The 24,801-nt window shown below is 57.8% G+C and carries 25 protein-coding genes; 13 read left to right on the forward strand and 12 right to left on the reverse strand.

Translation table 11 applies throughout. The features are described 5' to 3' along the window. Positions 1–70: 70 nt before the first annotated feature. Both LG290_RS03955 and LG290_RS03960 read left to right on the forward strand, forming a co-directional pair. Entirely contained in the window at positions 71–1,672 is a 1,602-nt protein-coding gene (locus LG290_RS03955; protein WP_499836334.1) for an LTA synthase family protein, read from the forward strand. Beyond that, positions 1,669–3,105: a mannose-1-phosphate guanylyltransferase/mannose-6-phosphate isomerase gene (locus LG290_RS03960; RefSeq protein WP_499836335.1), complete on the forward strand. Its 1,437-nt coding sequence runs from the start codon at positions 1,669–1,671 to the stop codon at positions 3,103–3,105. The genes LG290_RS03955 and LG290_RS03960 overlap by 4 nt, the downstream gene beginning before the upstream one ends. Positions 3,106–3,124: 19 nt before the next feature. Here the strand turns inward: LG290_RS03960 and LG290_RS03965 are convergent, their stop codons facing one another. The 4 genes from LG290_RS03965 to LG290_RS03980 form a co-directional block, all read right to left on the reverse strand. Continuing rightward, complete coding sequence (locus LG290_RS03965) at positions 3,125–3,475, reverse strand: DUF4870 family protein (protein WP_499836336.1); 351 nt, start codon at positions 3,473–3,475, stop codon at positions 3,125–3,127. Positions 3,476–3,499: 24 nt separating this feature from the next. After that, on the reverse strand, positions 3,500–4,450 hold the full coding sequence (locus LG290_RS03970; protein ID WP_499836337.1) for a lysophospholipid acyltransferase family protein: 951 nt from the start codon (positions 4,448–4,450) through the stop codon (positions 3,500–3,502). Positions 4,451–4,455: 5 nt separating this feature from the next. After that, positions 4,456–4,854, reverse strand: a complete 399-nt coding sequence (locus LG290_RS03975) for a DUF4870 family protein (protein WP_499836338.1) — start codon at positions 4,852–4,854, stop codon at positions 4,456–4,458. Positions 4,855–5,020: 166 nt separating this feature from the next. Further along, positions 5,021–5,401, reverse strand: a complete 381-nt coding sequence (locus LG290_RS03980; protein WP_114485880.1) for a VOC family protein — start codon at positions 5,399–5,401, stop codon at positions 5,021–5,023. Positions 5,402–5,445: 44 nt separating this feature from the next. Here LG290_RS03980 and LG290_RS03985 point away from each other — a divergent pair, with 44 nt between their 5' ends. From LG290_RS03985 to LG290_RS04010, 6 genes are all read left to right on the forward strand, one after another. Further along, positions 5,446–6,117 (forward strand): class I SAM-dependent methyltransferase, encoded by a 672-nt coding sequence (locus LG290_RS03985; protein ID WP_499836339.1) that lies wholly within the window; start codon positions 5,446–5,448, stop codon positions 6,115–6,117. Positions 6,118–6,240: 123 nt separating this feature from the next. After that, positions 6,241–7,668, forward strand: a complete 1,428-nt coding sequence (locus LG290_RS03990; protein ID WP_499836340.1) for an MFS transporter — start codon at positions 6,241–6,243, stop codon at positions 7,666–7,668. A gap of 77 nt (positions 7,669–7,745) precedes the next feature. Further along, positions 7,746–9,548: an acyl-CoA dehydrogenase gene (locus tag LG290_RS03995; RefSeq protein WP_499836341.1), complete on the forward strand. Its 1,803-nt coding sequence runs from the start codon at positions 7,746–7,748 to the stop codon at positions 9,546–9,548. A gap of 104 nt (positions 9,549–9,652) precedes the next feature. Beyond that, entirely contained in the window at positions 9,653–11,284 is a 1,632-nt protein-coding gene (locus LG290_RS04000) for an acyl-CoA synthetase (protein ID WP_499836342.1), read from the forward strand. A 15-nt stretch (positions 11,285–11,299) separates the two neighbouring features. Then, positions 11,300–12,148: a 3-hydroxybutyryl-CoA dehydrogenase gene (locus tag LG290_RS04005; protein ID WP_499836343.1), complete on the forward strand. Its 849-nt coding sequence runs from the start codon at positions 11,300–11,302 to the stop codon at positions 12,146–12,148. Positions 12,149–12,289: 141 nt separating this feature from the next. Continuing rightward, the gene (locus tag LG290_RS04010; protein WP_499836345.1) at positions 12,290–13,063 is read left to right on the forward strand and encodes an enoyl-CoA hydratase-related protein; all 774 of its coding nucleotides are present in this window, start codon (positions 12,290–12,292) and stop codon (positions 13,061–13,063) included. Positions 13,064–13,158: 95 nt separating this feature from the next. On the opposite strand, the gene yghU is transcribed toward LG290_RS04010, so the two are convergent. Further along, positions 13,159–14,037 carry a glutathione-dependent disulfide-bond oxidoreductase gene (gene yghU / locus LG290_RS04015; protein WP_499836346.1) on the reverse strand — a complete coding sequence of 293 codons (879 nt, stop codon included), beginning with the start codon at positions 14,035–14,037 and terminating at the stop codon, positions 13,159–13,161. Between the two features lie 117 nt (positions 14,038–14,154). Here yghU and LG290_RS04020 point away from each other — a divergent pair, with 117 nt between their 5' ends. Both LG290_RS04020 and LG290_RS04025 read left to right on the forward strand, forming a co-directional pair. After that, positions 14,155–14,469: a hypothetical protein gene (locus LG290_RS04020; RefSeq protein WP_499836347.1), complete on the forward strand. Its 315-nt coding sequence runs from the start codon at positions 14,155–14,157 to the stop codon at positions 14,467–14,469. Positions 14,470–14,606: 137 nt separating this feature from the next. Continuing rightward, a complete protein-coding gene (locus tag LG290_RS04025; RefSeq protein ID WP_499836348.1) occupies positions 14,607–15,809 on the forward strand; it encodes a cation:proton antiporter in 1,203 nt (400 codons plus the stop codon). Positions 15,810–15,941: 132 nt separating this feature from the next. On the opposite strand, the gene LG290_RS04030 is transcribed toward LG290_RS04025, so the two are convergent. After that, positions 15,942–16,832 (reverse strand): DMT family transporter, encoded by an 891-nt coding sequence (locus tag LG290_RS04030; protein WP_499836349.1) that lies wholly within the window; start codon positions 16,830–16,832, stop codon positions 15,942–15,944. Positions 16,833–17,045: 213 nt separating this feature from the next. Between LG290_RS04030 and LG290_RS04035 the strand changes: the two genes are divergently transcribed. Then, positions 17,046–17,468 carry an OsmC family protein gene (locus tag LG290_RS04035; RefSeq protein WP_160417304.1) on the forward strand — a complete coding sequence of 141 codons (423 nt, stop codon included), beginning with the start codon at positions 17,046–17,048 and terminating at the stop codon, positions 17,466–17,468. A gap of 81 nt (positions 17,469–17,549) precedes the next feature. On the opposite strand, the gene LG290_RS04040 is transcribed toward LG290_RS04035, so the two are convergent. From LG290_RS04040 to LG290_RS04055, 4 genes are read right to left on the reverse strand one after another with little or no spacing between them, the layout of a single operon-like run. Further along, a complete protein-coding gene (locus LG290_RS04040) occupies positions 17,550–18,215 on the reverse strand; it encodes a response regulator transcription factor (protein WP_499836350.1) in 666 nt (221 codons plus the stop codon). After that, positions 18,212–19,771: a PAS domain-containing sensor histidine kinase gene (locus LG290_RS04045; RefSeq protein WP_499836351.1), complete on the reverse strand. Its 1,560-nt coding sequence runs from the start codon at positions 19,769–19,771 to the stop codon at positions 18,212–18,214. Before LG290_RS04045 ends, LG290_RS04040 begins: the two co-directional genes overlap by 4 nt. Positions 19,772–19,794: 23 nt before the next feature. Continuing rightward, positions 19,795–20,484 carry a 2OG-Fe(II) oxygenase gene (locus LG290_RS04050; RefSeq protein WP_499837020.1) on the reverse strand — a complete coding sequence of 230 codons (690 nt, stop codon included), beginning with the start codon at positions 20,482–20,484 and terminating at the stop codon, positions 19,795–19,797. After that, complete coding sequence (locus LG290_RS04055; RefSeq protein ID WP_499836352.1) at positions 20,484–21,137, reverse strand: CoA pyrophosphatase; 654 nt, start codon at positions 21,135–21,137, stop codon at positions 20,484–20,486. Before LG290_RS04055 ends, LG290_RS04050 begins: the two co-directional genes overlap by 1 nt. A 112-nt stretch (positions 21,138–21,249) precedes the next feature. Here LG290_RS04055 and LG290_RS04060 point away from each other — a divergent pair, with 112 nt between their 5' ends. Further along, complete coding sequence (locus tag LG290_RS04060) at positions 21,250–21,807, forward strand: NUDIX hydrolase (protein ID WP_160417298.1); 558 nt, start codon at positions 21,250–21,252, stop codon at positions 21,805–21,807. Between the two features lie 49 nt (positions 21,808–21,856). On the opposite strand, the gene LG290_RS04065 is transcribed toward LG290_RS04060, so the two are convergent. Both LG290_RS04065 and LG290_RS04070 read right to left on the reverse strand, forming a co-directional pair. Next, a complete protein-coding gene (locus LG290_RS04065; RefSeq protein WP_160417297.1) occupies positions 21,857–22,168 on the reverse strand; it encodes a YqfO family protein in 312 nt (103 codons plus the stop codon). Between the two features lie 104 nt (positions 22,169–22,272). Next, positions 22,273–23,163: an alpha/beta fold hydrolase gene (locus tag LG290_RS04070; protein WP_499836353.1), complete on the reverse strand. Its 891-nt coding sequence runs from the start codon at positions 23,161–23,163 to the stop codon at positions 22,273–22,275. Between the two features lie 160 nt (positions 23,164–23,323). Here LG290_RS04070 and LG290_RS04075 point away from each other — a divergent pair, with 160 nt between their 5' ends. Beyond that, complete coding sequence (locus LG290_RS04075; RefSeq protein WP_499836354.1) at positions 23,324–24,793, forward strand: TolC family outer membrane protein; 1,470 nt, start codon at positions 23,324–23,326, stop codon at positions 24,791–24,793. The last annotated feature ends 8 nt before the right edge of the window (positions 24,794–24,801 follow it).

Consider the following 24,801-nt stretch of genomic DNA (forward strand, 5'->3'; position numbering starts at 1 on the left):
TAAAGTTCATTTTTGTCTAGCTTGCCAGAAAAAAGCCTACCTTGAGGATAGCCATGAACCAACGAACCTCATGAAAAGATTGCTGCTGAGCACGATGGCGCTCAATGCGATGCTATTAGCGCCGCTATGGTGGCGTTTCGGTGAGCTGTTTCCCCGGCTATTGGCTTGGGAAGCCTTGAGTGTGGCGGGGCTTTGCATGCTGCTGCCCCATCGTGGTGGCGGCCGTTGGTTACGTCTTGCATTGCTTGTCTGGGTAATGCTGACGGTATTGATTGGGCTGGGAGAGGCCGCCACTCAACAGGTATTCGGTCGCTCATTGAATCTGTATCTTGACGTTCCGCTGCTGCGTTCGGTGTATCACCTTCTGGAAGGCAACCTGGGTAGCTTCGCGGCAACCCTGGTGATGGTCATCGGCGCAGGTCTGATAGGCGCCGCAGCCTGGACGCTGTGGCGCGGGCTCTCTCCCACTCCTCCCTACTCGTTAAGCGCCAGGTCGGGGCAGTTGGCCCTGGTATTCGTCGCCTTGGGCGGTTTGATGAGCGTACTGGAACTGGCGGGACAGCGACCGCTTGCCGTTGGGCGAACGCCCTTGCTTGACACCACCGGCTTTCAAATCGAACAAGTGATGACGACGCATCATGCTCGGCAGGCGTTTGGTCAACGCCTGGCAAAAACGCCGATCATGGCGCAACCTTTACCCGGGCTTGAGCAACGTGATGTATTGCTGGTGTTCATCGAATCCTATGGGGTGACGGCGATACAGGACCCGCGCTATCGAGACGCGGTCTTGCCCACCTTGCACGAGATGCGTGAGCGGCTGGAAGCCGCTGGATTGCATCTGGTCTCTGGCGTGCTCGAAGCGCCGGTGCGCGGCGGCCAGTCCTGGCTCTCTCACGCCACTACGCTCAGTGGGTTATGGATCGACAATCAACTCTGGTACCGGCTGATGCTGGAAAGTGGCCAAAGCACCTTGGTGGACGATTTTCGCGCTACCGGCCAGCGGACCCTCAGTGTCATGCCGGCCATCACCATGGCTTGGCCGGAAGGCGAAGCCTACGGTTTCGATGAGATTCATGCCGCCTCCGACATCGACTACGCCGGGCCGCCGCTGAACTGGGTCACCATGCCCGATCAATTTACTTTGGATTACTTTCAACGCCATCTGCGTGAGCCTGGGCCGGTGTTTGCGCAAATTGCCCTGATCAGTAGCCATGCGCCTTGGACACCGATTCTCCCGGTACTGGACGACTGGGAAATGATCGGTGATGGCGCGGTCTTCGCCCCTTGGGAAAATGCTGGCGACCCGCCTGAAGTGTTGTGGCAGGAGATCGAGCGTATCCGCGATCATTACGCCTGGTCGGTGGATTACTCGCTCAAGGCCGCGGCACGCTGGGCCGAACGCGCAGCGAACCAGGACAGCCTGATCATTCTGATCGGCGATCATCAGGCGGCTCCCTTGATAACCGGCGAAAACTCCACCAATGATGTGCCGGTACATATCATCAGCGGGGACACCGCACTGCTTGCCCCTTTTCTGGCACACGGCTTCGTACCGGGCTCGGTGCCGGAAGCCACAGACGATGCCCCTGGCATGCATCGCCTGCGACACTGGTTACAGGAAGCGTTCGGCAAACAGGCACAACCAGCCATCTCCGCAGGAGCAGCCCCATGATTCAGCCCGTGATTCTCAGCGGCGGCAGTGGCACGCGGCTATGGCCGTTATCACGCCGTGACTACCCCAAACAATTTCTGCGCTTGACCGGTGAATCCAGCTTGTTGCAGTTAACTCTGGTGCGCCTGGACGGCCTGCATACGCTGCCTGCGATTGTCATCGGTAATCAGGCGCATCGTTTTCTGCTGGCCGAACAGTTACGCGAAACCGGGCATGCCGCACGGATCATGCTCGAACCGGAAGGGCGCAATACCGCGCCGGCAATTGGCTGTGCCGCTTGGTTTGCGTTGCAGGGCGGTGATGACCCCTTGTTGCTGGTGTTGCCCGCCGACCATCAGATTCGCGATACGGCGGCATTTCATGCCAGCCTGAAAGCCGCGCAGCCGCTGGCCGAAGCTGGTTATCTGGTGACGTTTGGCGTGGTGCCTGAGCGAGCCGAAACCGGCTACGGCTATCTCAAGTGTGGTGCGGTAATGGGGAAGGGGTACGAGCTTGAGTGTTTTGTGGAAAAACCCGATCTCAGCCGCGCCGAGGCCTATCTGGAAGAAGGGGGCTATTTGTGGAATGGTGGTATCTACATGTTTCGTGCCTCGATCTATCTCAATGCCTTACAGCGTCTTCAACCGGGCATGCATCGGGCCTGTGAACAGGCCGTGGCATTGGCCGAGGAAGACCTGGATTTTTTGCGTTTAGATAGCCAGACGTTTTGTCAAAACCCTTCTGATTCCATCGACTATGCCGTCATGGAACCGCTGGCTTCCATTGAAGGTACAGAAGGCGTAAAAGGTGCCGCGGTGGTGCCGCTTGATGCTGGTTGGAGTGATATCGGAAGTTTTACGGCGTTGTGGGAAGTCAGCGACAAGAATGACCTAGGCAATGCTACCGAAGGGAACGTCTGGACGGTCGATAGCCGCAATCTTCTGGTGCGGGCCGAACATCGCTTGGTGGCCACACTGGGGCTGGATGATCTGGTTATCATCGAAACATCGGATTGTGTTCTGGTGGCCAGGCGTGATCAAGGTCAACAAATCAAGACATTAATGACCGGGCTGGAACAAGCCGGGCGAGAAGAAGCCAGTCGTTCGGCACAGGTGCATCGCCCTTGGGGCAGTTTCACCGCAGTGGACCGTGGGCAGCGCTATCAGGTCAAGCATATCAGCGTGGCACCCGGTGGGCGGCTATCGTTGCAGCGTCATCATCATCGTGCCGAGCATTGGGTGGTCGTCAGCGGTACCGCCAAGGTCACATTAGGTGAAACGACCTTTCTGGTCAGCGAAAATCAGTCCACCTATATTCCCATCGGCGAAGTGCATCGACTGGAAAATCCGGGCAAGATTGCGCTGGAGCTGATTGAAGTACAGTCAGGCGCCTACCTGGGAGAAGACGATATTCAGCGCCTGGATGATGCCTATACCCGCCTGAACGATAAATGAAAGGCTCGTTGGTTGCTCGTTACCACAGCCAGCTATCCGGGCGGGCGGGCGGGTGCTGTTTGCGGATGGCCAGCCAGCCGAGTATGCAACGTACCGCTAGCCAGATGGCGAGTAACGGCCAAAGCAGCACGCCTATATAGATGATACTCAGCACGAAGGCGATGCTGGAGTACAGCATGCCGATCCAGAAGGTGCGGATCTGGTAGCGATAGTGCGTCTGCAACCAGGGGGCGGCATCCTTGCGATAGACGTAGGCAATGATCACGCCGATGAACAGAGTGAGGTTGGCGGTGAAAATGCCGGCCAGGTAAAGCCCATAGATAATCTGTGGTGTGCGGGTTTCATCGCGGGAAATGTACGTTTGAGACATGGTTCTCTCGTTGGTGATACCGGCTCAGTAGAGCCGGAAAGAACGGTAATCAGGATGGCCTTGCTGTTCTTCGGCCACTTTACGGTAGCGTTTGTATTCCCACTGATACTGAGCGGCATCCAAGGCAATGGCGGCTTCCACGCTGGCGTTGACGCCGGTGGCGGATTCCAGCTCATCTTCGGCGTAGACACCTGGATCGGCATCGATGAAGTGAATCTCGAAGCATTGACCCGGCACACGCTTGGCCACCCCCACGACTACTCGCGCCTGAGTGCGCGCCACAAGCTTGGGTAGTAGGGTGGCGGTGTAGGCATCGCGACCGAAAAAGGGAGCGAACACGCCACTGCCCCAGTCGGGCTCCTGGTCGGGTAGAATGCCGATCGCTTCGCAGCGTTTGAGCGCCTTGAGCAATGCGGCCACGCCACGCGGGTTGGTGGGTACCAACTTTGCCCCCATGCGCTCCCTGCCATGACGAATGACCGGATCAAGCTGATGGATCTTGGGCGGTTCGTACATGGCGGTAAACGGGAAGTGACTGGAAAGCCAGAAATTGAGCACCTCCCAATTGCCGAAATGCGGCGCCAGCACAATCACCCCGCGCCCCTCGGCACGCGCTCGATCGAGCTTGTCGCTTCCGTGAACCGCGATAATACTGGCTTCCACCCGGGCAGGGGCGGCCATCCAGGCATGGCCCAGCTCGAGCATGGTCGCGGCGGAATGCACCAGGCTTTGGCGTGCCAGTCGGCGACAGGTGCTTTTATCCAGCTGGGGATAGACCACGCTCAGGTTGCGCTGGGTGATATTGCGTTCACGCTTGCTGAAACGATAAGCCAGGGGGCCGAGAATTTTGGCCAGGCGCCAGATGCGCATGAGCGGCCAGCCGGATAACCGGCGCCATAGCCAGGCAATACCCCCCGCCCGCGTAAAAAGCGGCACGGCAGCAGTCGTTTCAGGCGTCGGGTCGTGGTCTGCCATAGGCGTTACAGCCACCAGGTGGTTACGTTAGTGGGTGCTTGCCGTCGTTGCAGCCCCTTGATTCCCTTGACGCAACGTATCACCAGCCATACCACGGCAATCATCCAGGTAACGAAGCCGATAAGGATCAAGGTCAATAAGGCAGAAACCGAAAAGTAAAGCAACGACAGCCAGAACGTTCGAATCTGGTAACGGTAGTGGTCATCGAGCCAGCTGGGGCCGTCGCCGCGGTAAACATAGGCAATCACCACACCGAGAAGCGATGTCAGCCCGCCGGTGGCAATGCCAGCAAGCTGCAGGGCGTAGCCCACAATCGCAATGGTAGTGTCGGGGGAACGCCGCTGCTCGGCAACAGCATGATCATTGGTATTGCTGAGGTTGTCCGGCGTTGCATCGTCATTCATACACAATCCTGGTCACAGACGAGTTGAGCCGCTGTAATCGAGCCCGGTGGCAAAGAATGGCTGATGGAGTGACTGAGAGTAGCGGCTGAAACAGTTTGTTGAAAAAGTGTTGTTGAAAAAGTTGTTGAAAGAGCGGCCATGATAACGTGAGTGGCCTGGCTTGGCATCAACGTGCAGGGCGGCAGATTTCCAGGAGGTTGCCGTCCGGGTCGCGCAGATAGATCGATTCGATCGGGCCTGTCGCGCCTTGGCGGGCTACCGGACCGAGCTCAATCTCGATATTCAATGCTTCCAGGTGCTGTTGAAACTCTTCCAGAGGCAGCTGGCAGCGCAGGCATAGATCAAGACTGCCGGGGGTCGGGGTGGCGGATATCGGAGCAATGTCGGTATCCGTCTGGTGCAAGCGCAGGGCGGTATCGCCGAGCAAGAGGTCGACCCGCTGGGTATCGCGATAGCGTACTTCCAGCCCCAATACGCGGGAATAGAAGTCCACCGCGCGTCCCATGTCGGTAACGGTAACGACAAGATGATCCAGACCTGAGAGCATTCCTACTTCCTTAACAGATAATCGTGAGCCAAGAGAATACGACGATGTTGTCCTGTCCGCTATGTGCCAATGACAATCCGGTGGCTTATCACCATGATAAACGCCGCGATTACCACCAGTGTGCCACGTGTGAGCTGGTATTTGTTCCCCCTTCCCAGCGCCTTGACCCCGCTCAGGAAAAAGCCGTCTACGATCAGCACGAAAATTCTCCGGATGATCCGGGCTATCGACGCTTTCTAGGCCGCTTGTTCGATCCGTTGCAAAAGCGCCTGGCACCGGGCGCTTGTGGGCTGGATTTTGGCGCAGGTCCGGGGCCAACGCTCTCGGTGATGTTCGAGGAAGTTGGCCATCCCATGGCGCTTTATGACCCCTTCTACGCGCCGGATACAAGCGTGTTCGAGCGTGACTACGATTTCATCACCGCCACCGAAGTCGTCGAACACCTGTTCGCTCCGGGCGACGAGCTTGCGCGGCTGCTAGCCTTGGTCAAGCCAGGTGGCTTTTTGGCAATAATGACCAAGCGTGTCCAGAGTCTGGAGGCCTTTGCCCATTGGCATTACATTCTCGACCCCACGCATGTGTGTTTTTTCAGTGAAGAAACCTTTCGCTGGTGGGCGAAACAGCAGGGTTTGGTAGCGGTCTTTCCGCATGCGGATGTGGTGATCATGCAAAAGCTTTCAGCATGCAAAACCGTTAATTATGCCAACACTGGATAGCCGCCGGAAAAATCATTGACTTTATAGGCGTTGAGGCAATAATTGCGCGCCGCAACATAGCTCGCGACACACCATGTCCGGTGATGAGTGGGTACATTCCGTTTCAAGATGGTGAGGTTATTCATGTCGCGGCAACTACTGGCCATGGCCCTGGCGCCCCTGCTGGGGCTGTTCATTCTGGGTATCGGCAATGGCTTTCTGGCCACCCTGATCACGTTGCGGATGGACGCGGCGGGAGAGTCAGCGACGATGATCGGTGTGGTCTCCTCGGCCTATTTCATCGGTCTTGCGCTGGGGGCCATGGTCAACGACCGCCTGCTGCTGCGCATCGGCCACATTCGTGCTTACGGCAGCTTTGCCTCGCTGGTGGCGGTGACAGTGTTGCTGCAGGGGCTCTTCTTCGAGCCCTGGGCCTGGTTCGTGTTGCGCCTGATCGGTGGCTGGGCCACGGTGGGTGTCTATCTGGTCATCGAAAGCTGGCTTCTGACTGCGGGAGAGCAGAAGGTGCGCGGTCGCCTGCTGGCGCTGTACATGATCTCGCTTTACGCCGCCGGTGTGCTCGGCCAACTGCTGCTGGGCGTGACCGATGCCATGGGCGTCACAGCACCGTTCATGGTGATCGGCTTGCTGGCATCGCTTTCGGTATTGCCGATGGCGATGATTCCGCGTGTCTCGCCATTGATCGAACATGCCGAGCCGCTGCCTCCGCATCGCCTGATTACGCTCACCCCCACCGGTGTGGTGGGCAGTTTCGGCTCGGGCATGCTGGTGGCGGCAGCCTATTCATTGCTGCCGCTTTACTTGCAGCGTATCGGCCTGGGAGTGAGCCAGGTGGGGCAAATGATGGCGGTGGTGATTCTCGGTGCCATGCTATTGCAATACCCCATCGGGCGTTGGTCGGATCGTCATGATCGCCAGATGGTACTGATTGGCATCAGTATCTTTTGCGTGCTGATTTCCGTCGCCATGCTGGTTCTGCCAATGAATACGCCCTTGTTGATAGGCTTGCTGTTCTTGCTGGGCGGCGGGGTATTTGCGTTTTATCCGGTGGCGGTCAGCCACGCCGCCGACCGGGCTCCGGCGGGGGCGCTGGTGCGCATGAGCCAAGGCTTGCTGTTGATCAACGCCCTGGGTTCTACGATAAGCCCGTTGATGATTTCCCCCTTGATGACTGCCTTGGGCGATGCTGGCTTGTTCTGGGCCTTGGGGGGCTTGAGCGCTATCTTTCTTGCCTTCTTCAGTTGGCGGCGCAGTGTACGTCCGGCCCCGATACCCGTGGCGCCCTTCACCGCGACCACACCGATGTCCGCCGCCGGGGCGGAACTGGTGGTAACCGAGGAACTGATCAAGGGCGCCACGGAGCACGAGCATATGGAAGATCTTTCCAATGCGGTGGCGGACGTGGAAGTGGCCGAACCCTTGGCCGGCCCTCCGACACGTGATGAGGAATACGTTCAGTACTTTGACGTGAACGAAACTGACGAGAACGAAACTGACGCCAACACGAACACGGATTCTGAAACGGGTCCTGAGGTGCAACCAAGACGTTAGGCTAATGGTGTGTGAAAAGTAGTGAATCTACTATCCCGGGTAGAAGAATCACTAATTTCACCATCCGAGGTCTTTTCATGAATTATTATGCCGCGCCAGTGCGTGACCTGCGCTTTGTGCTCGAAGAGCTGCTCGAGCATCGCTCACTGGCGTTGCCGGGCTTCGAAGAAACCAGCCCTGATTTGGTCGAGGCGGTACTTGAAGAAGCTGCCAAGCTTGCCGGGGATGTCTGGGGACCGCTCAATGCCAGCGGTGACCATCAGGGCTGTCAGCGTCAGGAAAACGGCGATGTCATGACGCCAAAGGGCTTCAAGGACGCTTATCAAGCGTACGTGGAAGGCGGCTGGAATGGCATCGGGGTCTCCGAGGAACTGGGCGGGCAGGGCCTGCCCGAAGTCGTGGCAAGCTCGGTTCAAGAAATGCTTCACGGCGCCAACATGGCCCTCGGCCTGTGCCCGATGCTCACCGCGGGTGCCATCGAGGCGCTTTCCCATCACGGCAGCAACGAACTCAAGTCCGTTTACCTATCCAAGTTGGTGGAAGGTCGCTGGACAGGCACCATGAATCTCACCGAATCCCAGGCGGGGTCGGATCTTTCCCAGGTGCGTACCCGCGCCATCCCTTGTGAAGAGGCCGAAGGCGATCACTATCGCGTTTTCGGTCAGAAAATCTACATTACCTGGGGTGAGCACGACTGCGCCGAAAACATCATCCATCTGGTACTGGCACGCAAGCCCGATGCGCCGCAGGGCAACAAGGGCATTTCGCTGTTTCTGGTTCCCAAATTTCTGGTCAACGTGGATGGTTCGCTGGGCGACCACAACGACGTGGTGTGTGCCTCCATCGAGCATAAATTGGGCATTCACGGCTCGCCCACCTGCACGCTGAGTTTCGGCGAGAAAGACGGCGCCATTGGCTATCTGGTAGGGCAGGAAGGTCGCGGGCTCAACCATATGTTCACCATGATGAACGAAGCGCGTCATAAGGTAGGCATTCAAGGTATCGGTGTGGCCGAACGCGCCTGCCAGCATGCCTTCGCCTACGCCCAGGATCGCGTGCAAGGCAAGACGCCCAAATCCCGAGGTGGCAAGGACTGCACCATCAGCGATCACCTGGATGTACGCCGCATGTTGCTTTCCATGCGCTCGCGCACCGACGCCCTGCGTGCCCTGGCACTGTACTGCGCCGCCGAGCTGGATACCGCGCGTCGCAGCGCCGATGAAGGCGAGCGCCAGACCGCTCAGGCGCGAGCCGATGTATTGATCCCGGTGATCAAGAGCTTCTCCACCGATCAAGCTGTGGAAATCGCCTCTCTGGGCATTCAGGTGCATGGCGGTATGGGTTATGTGGAAGAAACCGGAGCCGCTCAGCTGCTGCGCGATGCGCGTATCGCGCCCATTTACGAAGGCACCAACGGTATTCAGGCACTCGATCTGGCCGGGCGCAAGCTGCAACGTGACGATGGCGCGGCGCTTTCGGGACTGCTGGATGACGTGGAAACCACGGCCCGGGAGCTGGACGAAAATGCAGCACTTTCCGGCCTGGGTCAGAGCTTGGCGGCGGGCGCCGATGACCTGCGCGCCGCCATGGCCGTCGTGCTGGGTCAAGGCAAAGACCCGGATAACGGCCCCGATGCCGTCCAGGCGTATGCAACGCCGTTTCTCAACCTGGCCGGCCATGTGCTGTGTGCTTGGCAGATGGGCCGGGCCGCACTCAAGGCCCAGACCGCGCTGGACAACGGCAGCAATGATCCTTTCTATCGCAGCAAGACGCTCAGCGCCGACTACGCTATCAAACAGTGGCTGCCGGTGGGCCGCGCTCAGCGGGCGGTGATCGAGGCGGGCATGCAGAGTTTGAGCGCCTTCGACATAAGTGTCTGACAAATGCCATGCCGCCAGTGGCTTTTTCGGTCATCGGCGGATCACTATCTTCCGACTTATCCGCACCGTCAGACATAACACTTCACACCTGGAGCCTAGCCCTCATGTCCCAGAATATCTTCGAGCAAGGCCTGCCTAAGACGGCAGCCAATTTTGTGGCACTTTCACCGCTGACCTTCATCGAACGCACGGCTTCGATTTATCCGGATTACCCGGCGGTAGTACACGGCAACATTCGCCGTGACTGGGCCACCACCTGGGCGCGCTGCCGGCGCCTGGCGTCGGCACTAGAAAAGCGCGGCATCCAGCCGGGCCAGACCGTGGCCGCGATGCTGCCCAATATCCCTGCCATGTTTGAAGCGCACTTCGGTGTGCCGCTGGCCGGTTGCGTGCTTAATACCTTAAATATCCGCCTGGATGCCGATGCGATCAGCTACATGCTGGAGCATGGCGAAGCCAAGGCGGTTCTGGTCGACCCGGAATTCGCCGATACCATCAAGGAAGCGGTGTCAAAGCTCAAACACAAACCGCTACTGATCGATGTGGCGGATGTGGAATTTCTGGGTGAAACCCAGGGCATCGGTGAAATCGAATACGAAACGCTGCTCGATGAGGGCGACCCGGACTACGCCTATCAGCTGCCGGAAGACGAGTGGAGCGCCATCTCGCTCAACTATACTTCCGGTACCACCGGCAAGCCTAAAGGTGTGGTGTATCATCATCGCGGCGCCTATCTCAACGCGGTGAGCAATATCATGGAATGGGCCATGCCCCACCATCCGAACTACCTGTGGACGTTGCCGATGTTCCACTGCAACGGCTGGTGTTTCCCCTGGACGATTGCCGCCAATGCCGGGACCAGCATCTGCCTGCGCAAGGTCGATCCGAAAAAGATCATGCAACTGATCGCGTCGGAAAACGTCACCCATTTCAGCGGCGCCCCGATCATTCTCAACGGCATGGTCAATCTGCCGGCGGAAGACAAGCATGAATTCGATCATCAGGTAAAAGTCACCACGGCCGGCGCCGCACCGCCCGCCTCGGTGATTGCGGGTGTGGAAAAACTCGGCATCGAAGTCACCCACGTTTACGGCTTGACCGAAGTGTACGGGCCGGTGACCGTCTGTGCCTGGCGCGAGGCCTGGGATGAATTGCCGTTGGAAGAGCGTGCCAAGATCAAGGCCCGCCAGGGCGTGCGCTATCACATGCTCGAAGCGTTATGCGTCGCCGACCCCAATACGCTGGAGCCGGTACCCAAGGACGGCGAGACCATCGGCGAAATCCTGATGCGCGGCAACAACGTGATGAAAGGCTACCTGAAAAATCCCGCCGCCACCGAGCAGGCGCTGGAAGGTGGCTGGTATCACACCGGCGACCTGGCCGTATGGCACGCCGACGGCTACATCGAGATCAAGGACCGCTCCAAGGACATCATCATCTCCGGCGGGGAGAACATCTCCACCATCGAAGTGGAAAACGTCATCTATGATCACCCAGCGGTGGAAGAAGCCGCTGTGGTGGCCAAACCGGATGAAAAATGGGGCGAGACGCCTTGTGCCTTCGTCAAGCTCAAGGTGGGATATGGCGAGGTTACCGAGGACGATATCATCAAGCATTGCCGCGAGCGTCTGGCGCGTTTCAAGGTGCCGAAAAACGTCATTTTCACCGACTTGCCCAAGACCTCCACCGGCAAGATTCAGAAATTCGTGTTGCGTGAAGAAGCACGCAATCAGTAATCCAGGGAGAGCAAGATGAGTGATAAAGCGATTGGCGTCGTCGGCGCTGGCACCATGGGCCAGGGGATTGCCCAAGTCTTGATCTCGAGTGGCTTCGATACCCAGCTTTACGATGTGGCCGACGAACAGCTGGGCCGCGCCCGGGGCAACATCGAAAAAGGCTTGAGCAAGCTGGTGGCCAAGGACAAGCTCAGCGAGGCCGACAAGAATGCCGCCCTGGCGCGGCTTTCCACCTCCACCGCGCTGGATGCGCTGAGCGACTGCGAGGTGATTATCGAAGCTGCGCCCGAACAGCCCGCGCTGAAGGAAAAACTGTTCCGCGACTTGAGCCACCTGAGCAGCGATGCGATTCTCGCCTCCAACACGTCCTCGCTTTCGCTGACGCGGCTGGCGGCGGTGTGCGAGCGCCCTGAGCGCGTGGTGGGCATGCACTTCTTCAACCCGGTACCGGTACTCAAATTGGTGGAAGTGATTCGCGCCGAACAGACCAGCGACGCCACGGTGGAACGCATCGAGCGCCTGGCCGAGGCATTGGGCAAGACCGCCGTGTCGGTGGGCGACTCGCCCGGCTTTGCGGTCAACCGCCTGCTGGTGCCGATGATCAACGAAGCCGCTTTCCTGGTACAAGAGGGCGCCGCGACGCCGGCGGCGGTGGATGCTGCCATGAAGCTGGGCGCCGCTCACCCCATGGGGCCGTTGGCGTTAGCGGATTTGATTGGTCTGGATGTCTGCCTGGCGATCATGAATGTATTGCAGGATGGTTTCGGCGATCCTAAATATCGGCCTTGCCCACTGCTCAAACGCATGGTGGACGCGGGCTATCTGGGACGTAAAACCGGCCGAGGCTTCCACCGCTACGACTAAGCCGTGAAGGGACGACCAAAGAAGTGATTGCCTACCAACCAAGCGTTCGCTAGGGTTGGTGGGTACCCTTTTTAGTACAGTTCGTTTAACAGCAGCGCTTTTAACAACAGCGCTTTTAATAACAACGCAAGGAGCCCCCTCATGAGCGAAGCCGTGATCGAAAAAATCGATAACGATGGTGTCGTCCGCCTGACCATCACTCGCCCCAAGGCCCTGAATGCGCTCAACAGCGATGTGTTGAGTGCCCTGGAAGCGCATCTGGTCGAACTGGAAGCGCACCCTGATCTGCGTGCTGTGCTGATTACCGGCGCCGGAGAGAAGTCTTTCGTTGCCGGTGCCGATATCACCGAAATGCGTGAAAAGACCCCCGAACAAGCGCGAGCGTTCGCCTCTCAAGCCCTGCATACCATCAAGCGCCTGGAAGCGTTGCCGGTGCCGGTGGTCGCCTTGGTGAACGGGTTTTGCCTTGGCGGCGGCTGCGAACTGGCGTTGGCCTGCGACTGGGCGGTAGCCAGCGATAATGCGGTATTCGGCCAGCCGGAAGTCTTGCTGGGCGTGATTCCCGGTTTCGGCGGCACCCAACGCTTGCCGCGCCGTGTCGGTCCGGCCATGGCGATTGACCTGGTCACCACCGGTCGCAAGATCAACGCCGAGGAAGCCCTGCGTATCGGCCTAGTCAACCGGGTGATGCCGCAGGCGCAGCTCGATGCCTATGCCGATGAGTTGACCAAGCAGCTTTCCGGCAACGGCCCCCAGGCGGTACGTAACGCCAAGCAAGCGGTTCACGATGGCATGGACCAGGATCTCACCAGTGCCCTGGCACTCGAGACCAGCTTGTTTGCACTGTGCTTTGCTGGTGAAGAGCAACGCGAAGGCATGGGTGCCTTCGTTGAGAAGCGCAAGCCCAACTTCTGAGCTTGAGAAACAATCCGATCAACGGCAGTGGGAATCCCCATTGCCGTTTTTTATTCAACAAAGCTGAAAACGGCCCTGACGGGCCGTTTTGCATGCTATCCATCAACCTTTTCCTGCAGCTTATCTTGGGTCTTGTGCTCGAAGTCGCTGGTGGCGTGGCGCTCATGCAGCTGTTCATGGGGTTCGCCCCAGGTACGGTTGACTATGCGGCCACGTTGTACCGCCGGGCGCTGGGCAATTTCCTCGGTCCAGCGCAGCACGTTCTTGTAGGTATGGGCGTCGAGAAATTCAGCGGCTTCGTATACCTGGTTGGTCACCAGAGCGCCGTACCAGGGCCAAATCGCCATATCGGCGATCGTATAGTCCGCGCCCGCAATAAACCGCTGATCGGCTAATTGTCGATCCAGGACGTCGAGCTGACGCTTCACCTCCATGGTGTAGCGGTCGATCGGATACTGGTATTTTTCCGGCGCATAGGCGTAGAAATGACCGAAACCGCCGCCCAGCATCGGGGCGCTGCCCATTTGCCAGAACAGCCAGGAGAGGCATTCGGTGCGCTTGGCGATATCCTTGGGCAGGAAGGCGCCAAACTTTTCCGCCAGATAAAGCAGAATGGCGCCGGACTCGAATACCCGCTGGGGCGGGGTCATGCTCTGGTCCAGCAGAGCGGGAATCTTGGAGTTGGGGTTGACCTCCACGAAGCCACTACTGAACTGGTCCCCTTCGGTAATCTGGATGAGATGAGCATCGTATTCGGCTCCTTCGAAACCCAGTGCCAGCAGTTCCTCCAGCAAAATGGTGACCTTGACCCCGTTGGGCGTGGCCAGGGAATAAAGTTGAAGCGGATGTTTGCCTAGGGGAAGCGGTTTGTCATGGGTGGCTCCGGCTTCAGGGCGGTTGATGTTGGCAAACTTACCGCCGTTGCCCGGTTCCCATTTCCAGACGCGGGGTGGGCTGTAGGTATCGTCGCTCATGAAGTTTCTTCCTCAGGGATAAATATGTTTTAGTTTACTAGGCTGTAAGGGTTAAGCGAAAAACGGTACCTTGCTTGCCTTTCCATTGGCCGGAATAACGTCACAGAGAGTTATGAAATGGTTAGCTTTCCCAAGGCCTTGATCCATCCGTTAACTGATATTTTCCACTGGTGCGACTGGCCGAAATTCTGCCAGGTGGCTTTGCGGATTTTTGTGCTGATGGTTCTTTTAGCATTGGGTACTCTGATTGTTTATGCAACGGGTGGCACACGCTACGCTTACTCATATCTGATGCTATTGCCGGTGCTGCCGGTGCTTTGCAGCATGGATGTACTGTGCGCTCCTGGTGGCCTTGGCGACAGGTTGTCGATGGCAGTCATGCCGCTCGTTGTGAGCAGTAGTGTTTCTCAAAGTACTCCAGTTGGTTGGTAAGATTAACTATGTATCTCTTGAATGGAGGGTTTTCAGGATTTCTTTTCAGCACGTTGCTCGCAAAGAAATACAGGCACTGGTGCGAAGCATATGCCGAGCGTCATGAGTCGCTGTTGGTCTAAACAAGGATGGTTTCAATGGAGATATTCCTGGAATATCTGGAAGAACAGGTGAGTCATATGGCTTCCAGCACCTCGGCATTATTGGTACTGGGATTCCTGCTTTCGGTGAGTATCGTGGTGGATACGATTGCGCGACGCACCTCACTGCCGCGTATTTCGCTATTGGTATTGGTGGGGGTAGGTTACGCGGTTGTGCAACAGGTGATTTTGAGTGAAGCGTACTCATCGCCGCTGGGCGAACTTCGCGAGCCCTTGATCAATGTCGCCTTGGTAATGGTGGCGTTTCTGCTTGGGGGTGAACTGACGACTGAGCGTCTGAAATCCATCGGGCCGTTGATTCTTATCGTCTCGTTTGCGGTTGTGGTTGGCTCTTTGGCGGTAGTATTTGTCGGGCTTACGTTGCTTGGGTATTCACTTGCGGTTGCAGTGTCGCTGGCGGCGATTTCGGTAGCAACGGACCCTGCCGCCGTGACCGAAGCCATTCATGACAGCGGAGAGAAAAACCTTAAAGCCCGGGTGATCCTGGGGATTGTCGCGATTGATGATGCTTGGGGCATTATTGTATTCGGCTTGTGCATGGCGGCGCTGGGCTGGTTGCATTCCGGCAACGGAACAGCAACGCTGATGCATGCTGGTTGGGAATTGGGTGGGGCGGTGCTGCTGGGAGTGGTTCTGGGATTGCCCGCCGCCTGGCTGACGGGGCGCCTGGAGCCGGGCCGGCCTACCCAGGCAGAAGCACTGGCGCTGATTTTTCTGATGGCAGGGCTTTCCAGTTACCTGAACGTTTCGGCGTTGCTAGTGGCCATGGTGGCAGGCTTCACTATCGTCAATCTATCACCGCACCATACGCGTTCCTTCACGGAAATAGAGCAGATCGAATGGCCGTTTCTAGTGTTCTTCTTCGTGCTTGCGGGTTCCAGCATCGACTTGGAATACATGAGTACGGCGACTTGGCTGATTGCCGCATATTGTGTCTTGCGTCTGATAGGGCGTTATCTTGGGGGATACATAGGCATTCTCGGGGTGAAACAGCGAAAACAGCTTACCCCCAAGCTGGGGTTGGCGCTGATGCCCCAGGCCGGTGTGGCGATGGGTATGGCGCTATTGGCGGCGGAACGTTTTCCCGAGGAAGGCCACTTGATCGTGGCGACGGTGGTGACCTCCACGATTGTATTTGAATTGTTCGGCCCCCTGCTGGTAAAAAAAGTAGTTCGATAAGAAAGGGGGTCGCTTGCACATTAGTGAGATCAATTGTTGCCCGGTCAAGTCGCTCAAAGGCATCTCTCTGTTTCAGACGACCTTGCATACGTCAGGTAGAAGAGGACTTTCTACAAGGCGAGGGGCAGGTCGTCAATTGGGGTTGACCACTGCCTTGCGACGCAAGCGCAGCAATCGGGTGGCGATGGCGGTGCCGAGCAAGGTGATCGCCATGCCGGCGATAAGCTGCAAACTGAGCGTCTCGTCCAGTAGCAAGTAGCCCCATAACAAAGCGCTGACAGGTACCAGGAAGGTAACGGTGGACGTGGCAGTGGCCCCGGCACTGGCAATGAGGCCGAAGTAGAGCAAGAACGCCAGGGTGGTGCTGAGTACCGCGAGCGCTATGGCGTTGCTCCAACCCAAAAGGCTGATCGGTTCGCTGGGCCACAGCAGAAGGCCGGGAACAAGCAGGACCAGGGCGGACATGCTGGTGCTGCCCGCAGCCAGGACGCGAATGGGCAGGTGCGAAAGGTAGGTCTTGGAATAGTTGCCGGCAATACCGTAGCAGAAGGTGGCGCCGAGCACCGCCAGGATGAACCAGCCATCACCGCCCAAGGCGAAATCCAGACGATTGGCCGAAAGCACATAGACACCGAAAAATGCCATGGCCAAGCCCAGATATTGTTGGCGCTGAACCGGGGTAGTGAAGAACAGCGCTCCCAGCAGGGCAGTGAAGATTGGTGTGGTGGCATTGATCAAGGAGGTAAACCCGGCTTCCAGGCGTGTGGTCGCCAGAGCCAACAGCGTAAACGGCAGCACATGGTTGATCACCCCCAGCAACAATAAAGGGCCTTTGTGTTCCCACATCAGCTTGAGGTAGCGCAGGCTGAACAGTAAAGGGATCAACAGCAGGGCACCGATACCCATGCGCACCATGATCAGCGATACCGGGCCGAATTCGGGTACCGCGACCCGCATGAAAATGAACGACATGCCCCACAAGGAAGACAGCAGCAGCAGGCGCAAGGTATCGGCAGCTGACATGCTGCCTCCTTTGTCAATTGGCTAATGGATCAGGTTACGTTTGATTAGCGAGCTAGGGAAGTGGGCTGGCGCTGATTTTTTACGGACTTGCGCGCAGTGTTCTGTCAGAAGCATACAAGGAGAGTTATATCGGCTACCTTGATAAAGGCAGCGTCGGCACTTTACGGTGAACGTCGACAATACATTTCTGCTTACATTATCGAGGAGAAACGCATGGATCGTCATGCCACTGCACATTGGGAAGGTAGCCTGAAAGCGGGTAAAGGCACGGTATCCACCGAAAGCGGAGTTCTGGATGCCAATCCCTATTCGTTCGGTACACGCTTTGAAGAGGAAAAGGGCACCAATCCGGAAGAGCTGATCGGTGCCGCCCATGCGGGGTGTTTCTCCATGGCACTTTCCATGATTCTGGGCGAAGACGGCTATGAGCCGACGTCCATCGATACCCAGGCGGCTGTCATGCTGTCAAAAACCGATGAAGGCTTCGAAATTTCCAAGATTCATCTGAAGGTCAAGGCCTCCATTAGTGGAATCAGCGAAGATGATTTCAAGAAGGCAGCGGAAGCGGCCAAGGTCAACTGCCCGGTATCCAAAGCGCTGAATGCGGAAATCACCATGGAAGCGCAGTTGGTGTAATCGACGGCTGTGCTTTTTTAGCGTGCTATCCTGCAAGCGCTGTTACCAAAGAGCAAGGACATGCCGGCAAAGGAGCGCTTGTTAACGCTCGGTGAAACCCGGTGCTTGGTCCGGTAGGCAGGCCACAAGCTCTAGAGCGACTGCTTGGCGCACCAGTTGCGCCAGGTTGGCAGCCCCCATGGTTTTCATCGCCCGCAGCCGATATACCTCGACCGTTTTGCCACTTACCCCGATATGTGCGGCAATTTCCCGGCTGGTCATGCCCTGGGCCACATGCAGGATGATCAGTTGCTCCTTGGGTCGCAGCGACCGATAACGTGCCTGCAGTGCCGCAAGTTGGCTTTGCGCCAGGCGCTCGCGCTGATGCAGGTTCAGGGCTTGTTGTACGGTATCGATAAGTTGTTGAGGATTGAACGGCTTTTCAATGAAATCAAAGGCACCGCCCTTGAGGGCAGTTATCGCCATGGGTACATCACCGTGGCCGGTCATGATGATGACCGGCAGGGTAATGCCTTCGTCATGCAGTTGTTGATGCACTTGCAAGCCACTCAGGCCGGGCATGCGCACATCCAGCAAAACGGCATCGATAGTGGCTGTCCGGGTAGCCAGGAAGGTTTCCCCATCGGCATAGGCCTGGGTGGCAAGCCCGACGGATTCCAGCAGCCAAGCCAGCGATTCACGCAAGGCTTGATCATCATCCACGACGGCAATGCAGGGTAAAGGGGGCGGGGAAAGAGGGTCGCTCACAGGAATCTCCCGGATGCTAGGGCGCTATCGGATTCAGTGCGCAGTGTACCGGCAAAGGTGGCGCCACTGAACTCGCCCTGGTCCTCTAGCATGAGTTGACCCCCCATGGCTTCCATCAAGGAACGGCTGATCGCCAGGCCCATGCCTAGCCCTTCGGGGCGGGTGGAGTGAAAGGCCGTGAAAATATGCGCGACTTGATGGAAGGCAACGCCCGGGCCTTGGTCGCTGACCTGAAAGCTTGCCTGGCGCAGGCCGCTGCGCCAGGCGCTGAGCTTGACTTCACTGGCGCCGGGATGGTGTCGGCTAGCTTCCAGCGCATTCAGCAGCAGGTTGACCAGGACTTGTTCAAGCGCCACCGGATCGGCTTGCACACGAGGCAGCGACGCCGGCAGCTTGTACGTCAGACTGATCCCGGCTTGCTGGTACTGCCATTCGCACAGCCGGCAAGCGGCCTCTGCCACCGGGTTGAAATCCAACGGCCGTACCTGAGTACGTCCTTTGCTGACAAAGGTGCGGATATGGCGCAGACGTTGAGCCAGGCGATGAATCTGCTCGTCGATACGCGCAAGCGGCAATTCCAGGTCAGCGGCAGGGCGCCGGGGGTCGGCGCGCAATTGCATCAAGGCGCCGCTGGCGTAGTTGGCCATGGCCCCCAACGGCTGGTTGAGTTCATGGGCGATATTTGAGGCCAGTTCGCCCATGGTGGCCAGGCGGTTGGCGTGGGCAATCTGCGCTTGATGGTGGCGTGCCTGCGCTTCGGTGGCCTTGCGCAGGCTGATATCACGGTTGAGCAGGGAAAGGTGGCCGGGTTCTGCCCCTAGCCCGCGATGAGCAAGAACCACGCTCAAGACCGGCACCGGCTGTTTGCCATTACCCATTTCCAGCTCGCCGCTCCAGGAGCCGTAGCGCGCCACCGCAGGAAACACGATCTCGCGCAATACATGCAGCGAATAGGCGGTATAGACATCGCTGAGGTGCATCCGCGGGTTTTCCCGGGGAAGCGAAAAGCGCCGTCTGGCGGCTTCGTTGGAGCTGAAAACAGCCTCGTCGCTGCCGGTGAACAGTACGTAATCGGTGGTCGATTCGACGACCTGAGCGAGGCGTTCACGGTTGGCTTCCGCGTGAATACGACGCCCCACATCCCGAGAGACGCAGAGAATATCGATCAAGTCGCCGGTTTGAGGATCACGCCTGGTACGACTGGTGGTTTCGAACCAGACGTAATGCCCGGCCTTGGCGCGAAAGCGGTAGGTCTGCTGATAGAAACCGGCGTGGTAATACACCTGCGGTGACTTGTTGAGCAGGTCATTGAGGTCGGTGGGGTGAAACAGGCCGTAAGCGGAAACGCCAATCAGCTCTTCGGGCTCATAGCCGAGCAGCTCGAGGGCGGCTTGCGAGGCATACAGAAAGGTGCCATCGCGGGCATGGCGTGAAATCAGATCGGTGGTGCTTTCCGCCAGCCATCGATAATGGCGCTTGTCGTTTTCCAGTTCGGCATTGCGCGCTTCGAGGGCAGCGATGCGGGCGTGAAGCGCCTGAAGGTTATGCTCGGTCATTGCTTTGCGCGGGTCTCATGGGATTAACGTGCCGGGTCGATAACGCTGCCAAGGGAGGCATTGCGCCGAAACCAGCCGGCAATGCTGGCGCGCGGCAAACGGGTGGGCAGCACTTCGTGGGGAACGGTCTCGGATAGAAAGCAGGCAAAGGTACCGGCTTGCGGCCGTACTCTGGCGACTTCGCGATGGGGAGCGCCGGGGGCGTAGATGACCATTTCACCTCCACCATCTTCCGGCCAGCCCGCGTTGAGGTAACTCACGGTCGAGAGTACCCGGTTGGCGCGCCCGCGGAAACTGTCCAGGTGCGTCTGGTAGAAGGCGCCGGCGGGGTAATGGGCAAAATGCGCTTCGTATTCGAACAATCCCAGAAATAGTGTCTGGTTAAGCTCTTGCTGAAGCGTTGCCATGGCTTCCAGGTAACGTCGCTGGGCCTGGCTTTCCCGGTCCAGCCAGTGGATGGCATCGCCGCGTACGTCTCGGCGTATGTTGTGCTGCTTTCCTCGACCGATTCCCGCCGGCATGAGAACGCCATGCTCGGCCATGTTCAGGCATTCCTGATAGAGAGCCTGGCACAGGTCGGCATCGATGACGTTCGTGCCCAGGTACCAACCCCGTTCGATCAAGGCATCGACCAATGCCGGTAGCGCATCGGAGCGCAATACGGGGGCGGAGTTGCCGGTGGAAGAAAGCGTGGCGAAAGGCGAGGCCTGCATCATCGTAAGACTCCCCGGGAGGAATGGCGCCTGGTACGCGGGATAGGGCGTTCGGGATGATGACGCAAAGCCCCCGGGGGGCGCTGGTAGATATCGATCGGCATACCGAAACCCTCGGCGAGCAATTCGACCAGCATCATCGCCGAGAGCCCCCAGATCACATGCCCCTGAACGTGATAGCTGGGCACGTAATGGGCACGGCCATCCACCGTGATCACATCGGTATGGGTGCGATTGTCTTCCAGAAAATAGTGCAACGGCACCTCGAAGATGGTGTCGAGCTCGGTGGGGTCGGGGTGCAGAGGCAAATCCGGCGGAATGATCCCCACCCAGGGCGTCACGCAGATGCCATGCAGGGAGAGCACATCGGATAAGCTGCCCAGGCAGCGTACATGTTGCGGTGCCAAGGCGACCTCTTCCTCGGCTTCACGCAGGGCGGTAGTATATAAATCGGGATCGTCGGGTTCACGTTTGCCGCCGGGGAAGGCGACCTGGCCGCTGTGGGTGCTCATGTGGCGTGCTCGCCGCGTGAACAGTAACGTCGGCTCGGCTCGTTCGACGATCGGCAACAACACGGCAGCCTCGGGAAGCGCCAGATGGGTAAACCGTTGAGGGCGAAGCAGTTGCAGCCGTTCGTTGAGTTTCTCTAACATGGCGTATCCATCGAATTTGATACCTTTACTCTTGGGCTGTGATCAGCGTCAAGGATAAAAGATTGTCTTGTCTACCAGCCGCAGTAGGAATGCGCTCAACAGAGGAAACACGATGAACTTTTGCAGCCACTGTGGCCATACGCTGTGCTTCGCCATTCCAGAGGGCGATGATCGACCGCGCTATCTGTGCGAATCATGCGGCACGATCCATTACCAGAATCCGCGTATCGTGGCCGGCACCCTGCCGGTCAGCGGCTCCCGAGTATTACTCTGTCGACGCGCCATCAGCCCACGCAAGGGCTATTGGACACTACCGGCAGGTTACATGGAAAACGCCGAAACCACCCAGCAAGCCGCCGCTCGCGAAACGCGTGAAGAAGCGTGCGCCGAAGTGACGTTGCGCGGCCTCTATACCTTGATCGATCTACCGCATATCAATCAGGTGTACATGATGTTTCGTGCCGACTTGCTGGGTGGCTTCGATGCCGGCGTGGAAAGCCTGGAAGTTGCGTTATTCGAGGAACACGAGGTTCCTTGGGACGAGCTCGCCTTTCCCACCATCGAGCGCACCTTGCAGCATTTCTTTGCCGACCGTCGCCATGGCGAGTTTCCTCTGCATATCAGCGCAGTCACTCTTGAGGACCGTGAGCGTTACTTTGGTTCAGCCTAGCCAGGTTCAGCCTAACAACGGCTTCAGCATCCTCCGTGGAATTGTAGGGTCAGGTGTCATCCAGGCGCCAGACATCGAACGCCGGCTCCTCGTAAGGGTGAGCCAGTTTGAGCGCGGCCACGGCGGTGTAAATCAGCGTATCTTCACAGACTAATTCCACCTTGAGTTCTTTCACGTATTCGAGCTCCCCGATTTCACCGATATGGGGCTCGGCACCCGGCAAGGGACGAAACTGGCCGGTCCCCGGCGTCTGGAAGCAGCAGGCCTCATAATTGCCGATTCGTCCGGCGCCGGTTTCGAATACGGCTTCCTTGACGGTTTCGGCGTCTTCTTCAGGTACGAAAAACACGACTTTGTACATGATTCATTCCTCCATGGGGATGCGATGCTTGAAGAGCCGGTTCGTGAAGGCAGGCTTACCAGAAAAGATAGCATGGCATTGAAGGTGGCGTCGCGGGTGGCGGTTCAAGAGACGAAGCGCTGCTTCAGGCGTTGCCACCAAGGTAATGAATGGGCATTACCATGCGCCTGCAAGAAAGTGGCGATAGGCTTGACCTGGCCGGGACGGTCGAGCATCGGCGCATGGCCGCAGCCTGGGGCTTCCAGGGTGACGAGCGAAGGCTGTATTTCTTGCATCCGGGCGACACTTTTAGTGGTAAGTAGAGGCGAATGCGCGCCACGAATCAGCATCAAAGGGCACTGTATGCGCGCCCAGTCGGCCCAGCTATCTCGCGGGGTATCGTGGATGAATTGCTCACTGATACGTGGATCGAAATGGTAGCTCCAGGTGCCATCAGGCAGGCGTCGAGCGCTTTCCAAGGCCATCTCTCGCCACCCGGCTTCGGTATCGATACCGAAGTCACGGTAATGTTCCTTGAGTTCGGCAAGCAGTTCACTGAAATCGTTGAAGCGTTTAATCACGCTGAAGTAGGTGGCCATGCGGGTCAACGCCTGAGCATCCAGTTCGGGGCCGACATCATTGAGTACCAGGCACTGAATACGTGAGGCGGACGGTTCTTCAGAGGCCAACAGCATTCCCAGCAAGCCTCCCATGGACGTGCCTATCCAGGGAACACGCTCCAACTGGAAGTGGTCGAGCACAGCCAGAGCCACACGCATATAGTGAGAGTAGAGATAATCATGCGCTGGATGCAACGACCAGCTGGAGAGTCCGCGACCGGGGGTATCCGGGGCGAGAATGCGCCACTGCGGCCCAAGCTCCCGTGCCAAAGCGGCAAAATCACCCCCGTGGCGGGCCAGACCGTGCCAGGCGATGAGCGTATTGGGGGCGTCAGGATGCCAGATGCGCACGGCTATCTCCAGTTCGCGTACCTTGATCATTTCCAGAGCAAGCATGCGACGTCCTCTACGTGGTGTATTGCGGTGCAGCATAGTAGAGATGAAAGTGCCCTACATGAAAAAATGTGCAAAACCAGCACCACTGTCTAGCTTCGACTCTAAAACATGCGACAATGTATGTATATGTATTCCGACTGACAAGTACGAGGAGAACGCTATGTTGCGATTCATTTCATCACCGGCGAGTGTCGCCACTAACGGCCGTTTCTTGCGGCGTGGCCTCTTGCCGGCACTTATCGCCATGACATGGGTAACGCCTGTGTTTGCCGCGGATTTATTGACGATTGCCCGCGATGCATTGGGCAACAACTCTGAATTGGGGGCTGCTCGTGCCCAAAGCCAAAGTGTCGAAGCGGGGCTCGATGTTCAGCGAGGAGACCTGCTGCCTCAGGTGAATCTAGGCGGCAACGCGGCGCATACCCGGCAGTTTGAAAGCCAGACCAGCACACAGCAACAACAGTTTGGTGGTGCTTCCGATCGTTTCAATAGCGTCAGCTTGACGCTTGAAGCCTCCCAGGCGTTGTTCGATGCCATTAATCAGCGTGAGGTGGAGCGCTCCGAGCGTGAAATCGGTCAGCAGGTTTACGTCCTGGCCGCCACTGAACAACAAGTGTTGATCAACGTGGCCAGCGCCTACTTCGATATTCTAAGAGCGCATGACGTTCTTGAAGCACGGCGGGCTCAAGAGCGCGCTATCGGTCGCCAGTTGGAGCAAGCTCGAGAGCAGTTTGAAGTGGGTTTGATCGCCATCACTGAAGTGGAAGAGGCACAAGCCAGGTTTGATCAATCACGCGCGATACGCATTGCAGCGGAAAGTGACCTTCAAGTCAGTTTTGAAGTGCTCGAACGCTTGACCGGAAAGCGCTATTCCAGCATCGAGGCGCTCGATGAAGAATTCCCCGTCGCCCTACCGACCCCGGCGGGACGTGACCACTGGGTCGAGATGGCTATCACCAACAATCCCTTGGTTCTTGCCGAACAGGCAGGTGTCGAAGTATCCAAAAGTAGCGTCAATATCGCCAAGGCGTTGCGCCTGCCCAGCGTTGACGCCTTTGCCAGCTATCAATACGCCGACAACGATATCGATGGGATACAAGGGCACGACGCTACCGGCCAGTTAGGTGTCGGGCTTAACTGGCCTATTTATACCGGGGGCAGAACGCAGGCGAGTATTCGTCAGAGCACCTACCTGCTGGAAGCCAGCCAGTTCGATTTCGAGGCCCAGCGTCGCGATACGGTCCAGCAGGTACGTTCTTTATATACTCAGGTAAGTAATGACGTCTCGACCGTTGAGGCGCGCCAACAAGCCATCGTTTCCAACGAGAGTGCGTTGGATGCAACCCGTGCGGGCTATGAAGTCGGCACGCGTAATATCGTGGATGTGTTGAATGCCGAGCAAAACTTGTACAACGCCTTTTCCGATTACGCCCAAGCCCGTTACGACTATGTGATTAACCTGCTCGCGCTGCACCAGCAGTCGGGCATCCTGGATGTCGAGGTGGTTAATGAGCTCAACGATTGGCTGCAAGGCGACAGCATTACGTTCACATTGCCGGAAGATAATGCGGAGCAACGCTCGGACAGTGTCACAAACATCGGAGATAGACCTCGTCTGAACGATAGGTGATAGGTGGC

Source organism: Halomonas sediminis (genome assembly GCF_044871105.1).
Lineage (GTDB): Bacteria > Pseudomonadota > Gammaproteobacteria > Pseudomonadales > Halomonadaceae > Vreelandella > Vreelandella zhuhanensis.

Excerpts from the sequence above, each read along its gene's own strand:
- LG290_RS04035 (WP_160417304.1), top strand. The coding sequence starts at position 17,046 with ATGGATCGTCATGCCACTGCACATTGGGAAGGTAGCCTGAAAGCGGGT.
- LG290_RS04030 (WP_499836349.1), bottom strand. The coding sequence starts at position 16,832 with ATGTCAGCTGCCGATACCTTGCGCCTGCTGCTGCTGTCTTCCTTGTGG.
- LG290_RS03960 (WP_499836335.1), top strand. The coding sequence starts at position 1,669 with ATGATTCAGCCCGTGATTCTCAGCGGCGGCAGTGGCACGCGGCTATGG.
- LG290_RS04010 (WP_499836345.1), top strand. The coding sequence starts at position 12,290 with ATGAGCGAAGCCGTGATCGAAAAAATCGATAACGATGGTGTCGTCCGC.
- LG290_RS03975 (WP_499836338.1), bottom strand. The coding sequence starts at position 4,854 with ATGAATGACGATGCAACGCCGGACAACCTCAGCAATACCAATGATCAT.
- LG290_RS04065 (WP_160417297.1), bottom strand. The coding sequence starts at position 22,168 with ATGTACAAAGTCGTGTTTTTCGTACCTGAAGAAGACGCCGAAACCGTC.
- yghU (WP_499836346.1), bottom strand. The coding sequence starts at position 14,037 with ATGAGCGACGATACCTACAGCCCACCCCGCGTCTGGAAATGGGAACCG.
- LG290_RS04005 (WP_499836343.1), top strand. The coding sequence starts at position 11,300 with ATGAGTGATAAAGCGATTGGCGTCGTCGGCGCTGGCACCATGGGCCAG.
- LG290_RS04070 (WP_499836353.1), bottom strand. The coding sequence starts at position 23,163 with ATGCTTGCTCTGGAAATGATCAAGGTACGCGAACTGGAGATAGCCGTG.
- LG290_RS04025 (WP_499836348.1), top strand. The coding sequence starts at position 14,607 with ATGGAGATATTCCTGGAATATCTGGAAGAACAGGTGAGTCATATGGCT.
- LG290_RS03955 (WP_499836334.1), top strand. The coding sequence starts at position 71 with ATGAAAAGATTGCTGCTGAGCACGATGGCGCTCAATGCGATGCTATTA.
- LG290_RS03970 (WP_499836337.1), bottom strand. The coding sequence starts at position 4,450 with ATGGCAGACCACGACCCGACGCCTGAAACGACTGCTGCCGTGCCGCTT.
- LG290_RS04055 (WP_499836352.1), bottom strand. The coding sequence starts at position 21,137 with ATGTTAGAGAAACTCAACGAACGGCTGCAACTGCTTCGCCCTCAACGG.
- LG290_RS04050 (WP_499837020.1), bottom strand. The coding sequence starts at position 20,484 with ATGCAGGCCTCGCCTTTCGCCACGCTTTCTTCCACCGGCAACTCCGCC.
- LG290_RS04000 (WP_499836342.1), top strand. The coding sequence starts at position 9,653 with ATGTCCCAGAATATCTTCGAGCAAGGCCTGCCTAAGACGGCAGCCAAT.
- LG290_RS03965 (WP_499836336.1), bottom strand. The coding sequence starts at position 3,475 with ATGTCTCAAACGTACATTTCCCGCGATGAAACCCGCACACCACAGATT.
- LG290_RS03980 (WP_114485880.1), bottom strand. The coding sequence starts at position 5,401 with ATGCTCTCAGGTCTGGATCATCTTGTCGTTACCGTTACCGACATGGGA.
- LG290_RS04045 (WP_499836351.1), bottom strand. The coding sequence starts at position 19,771 with ATGACCGAGCATAACCTTCAGGCGCTTCACGCCCGCATCGCTGCCCTC.
- LG290_RS04075 (WP_499836354.1), top strand. The coding sequence starts at position 23,324 with ATGTTGCGATTCATTTCATCACCGGCGAGTGTCGCCACTAACGGCCGT.
- LG290_RS03985 (WP_499836339.1), top strand. The coding sequence starts at position 5,446 with ATGTTGTCCTGTCCGCTATGTGCCAATGACAATCCGGTGGCTTATCAC.
- LG290_RS04020 (WP_499836347.1), top strand. The coding sequence starts at position 14,155 with ATGGTTAGCTTTCCCAAGGCCTTGATCCATCCGTTAACTGATATTTTC.
- LG290_RS03995 (WP_499836341.1), top strand. The coding sequence starts at position 7,746 with ATGAATTATTATGCCGCGCCAGTGCGTGACCTGCGCTTTGTGCTCGAA.
- LG290_RS04060 (WP_160417298.1), top strand. The coding sequence starts at position 21,250 with ATGAACTTTTGCAGCCACTGTGGCCATACGCTGTGCTTCGCCATTCCA.
- LG290_RS03990 (WP_499836340.1), top strand. The coding sequence starts at position 6,241 with ATGTCGCGGCAACTACTGGCCATGGCCCTGGCGCCCCTGCTGGGGCTG.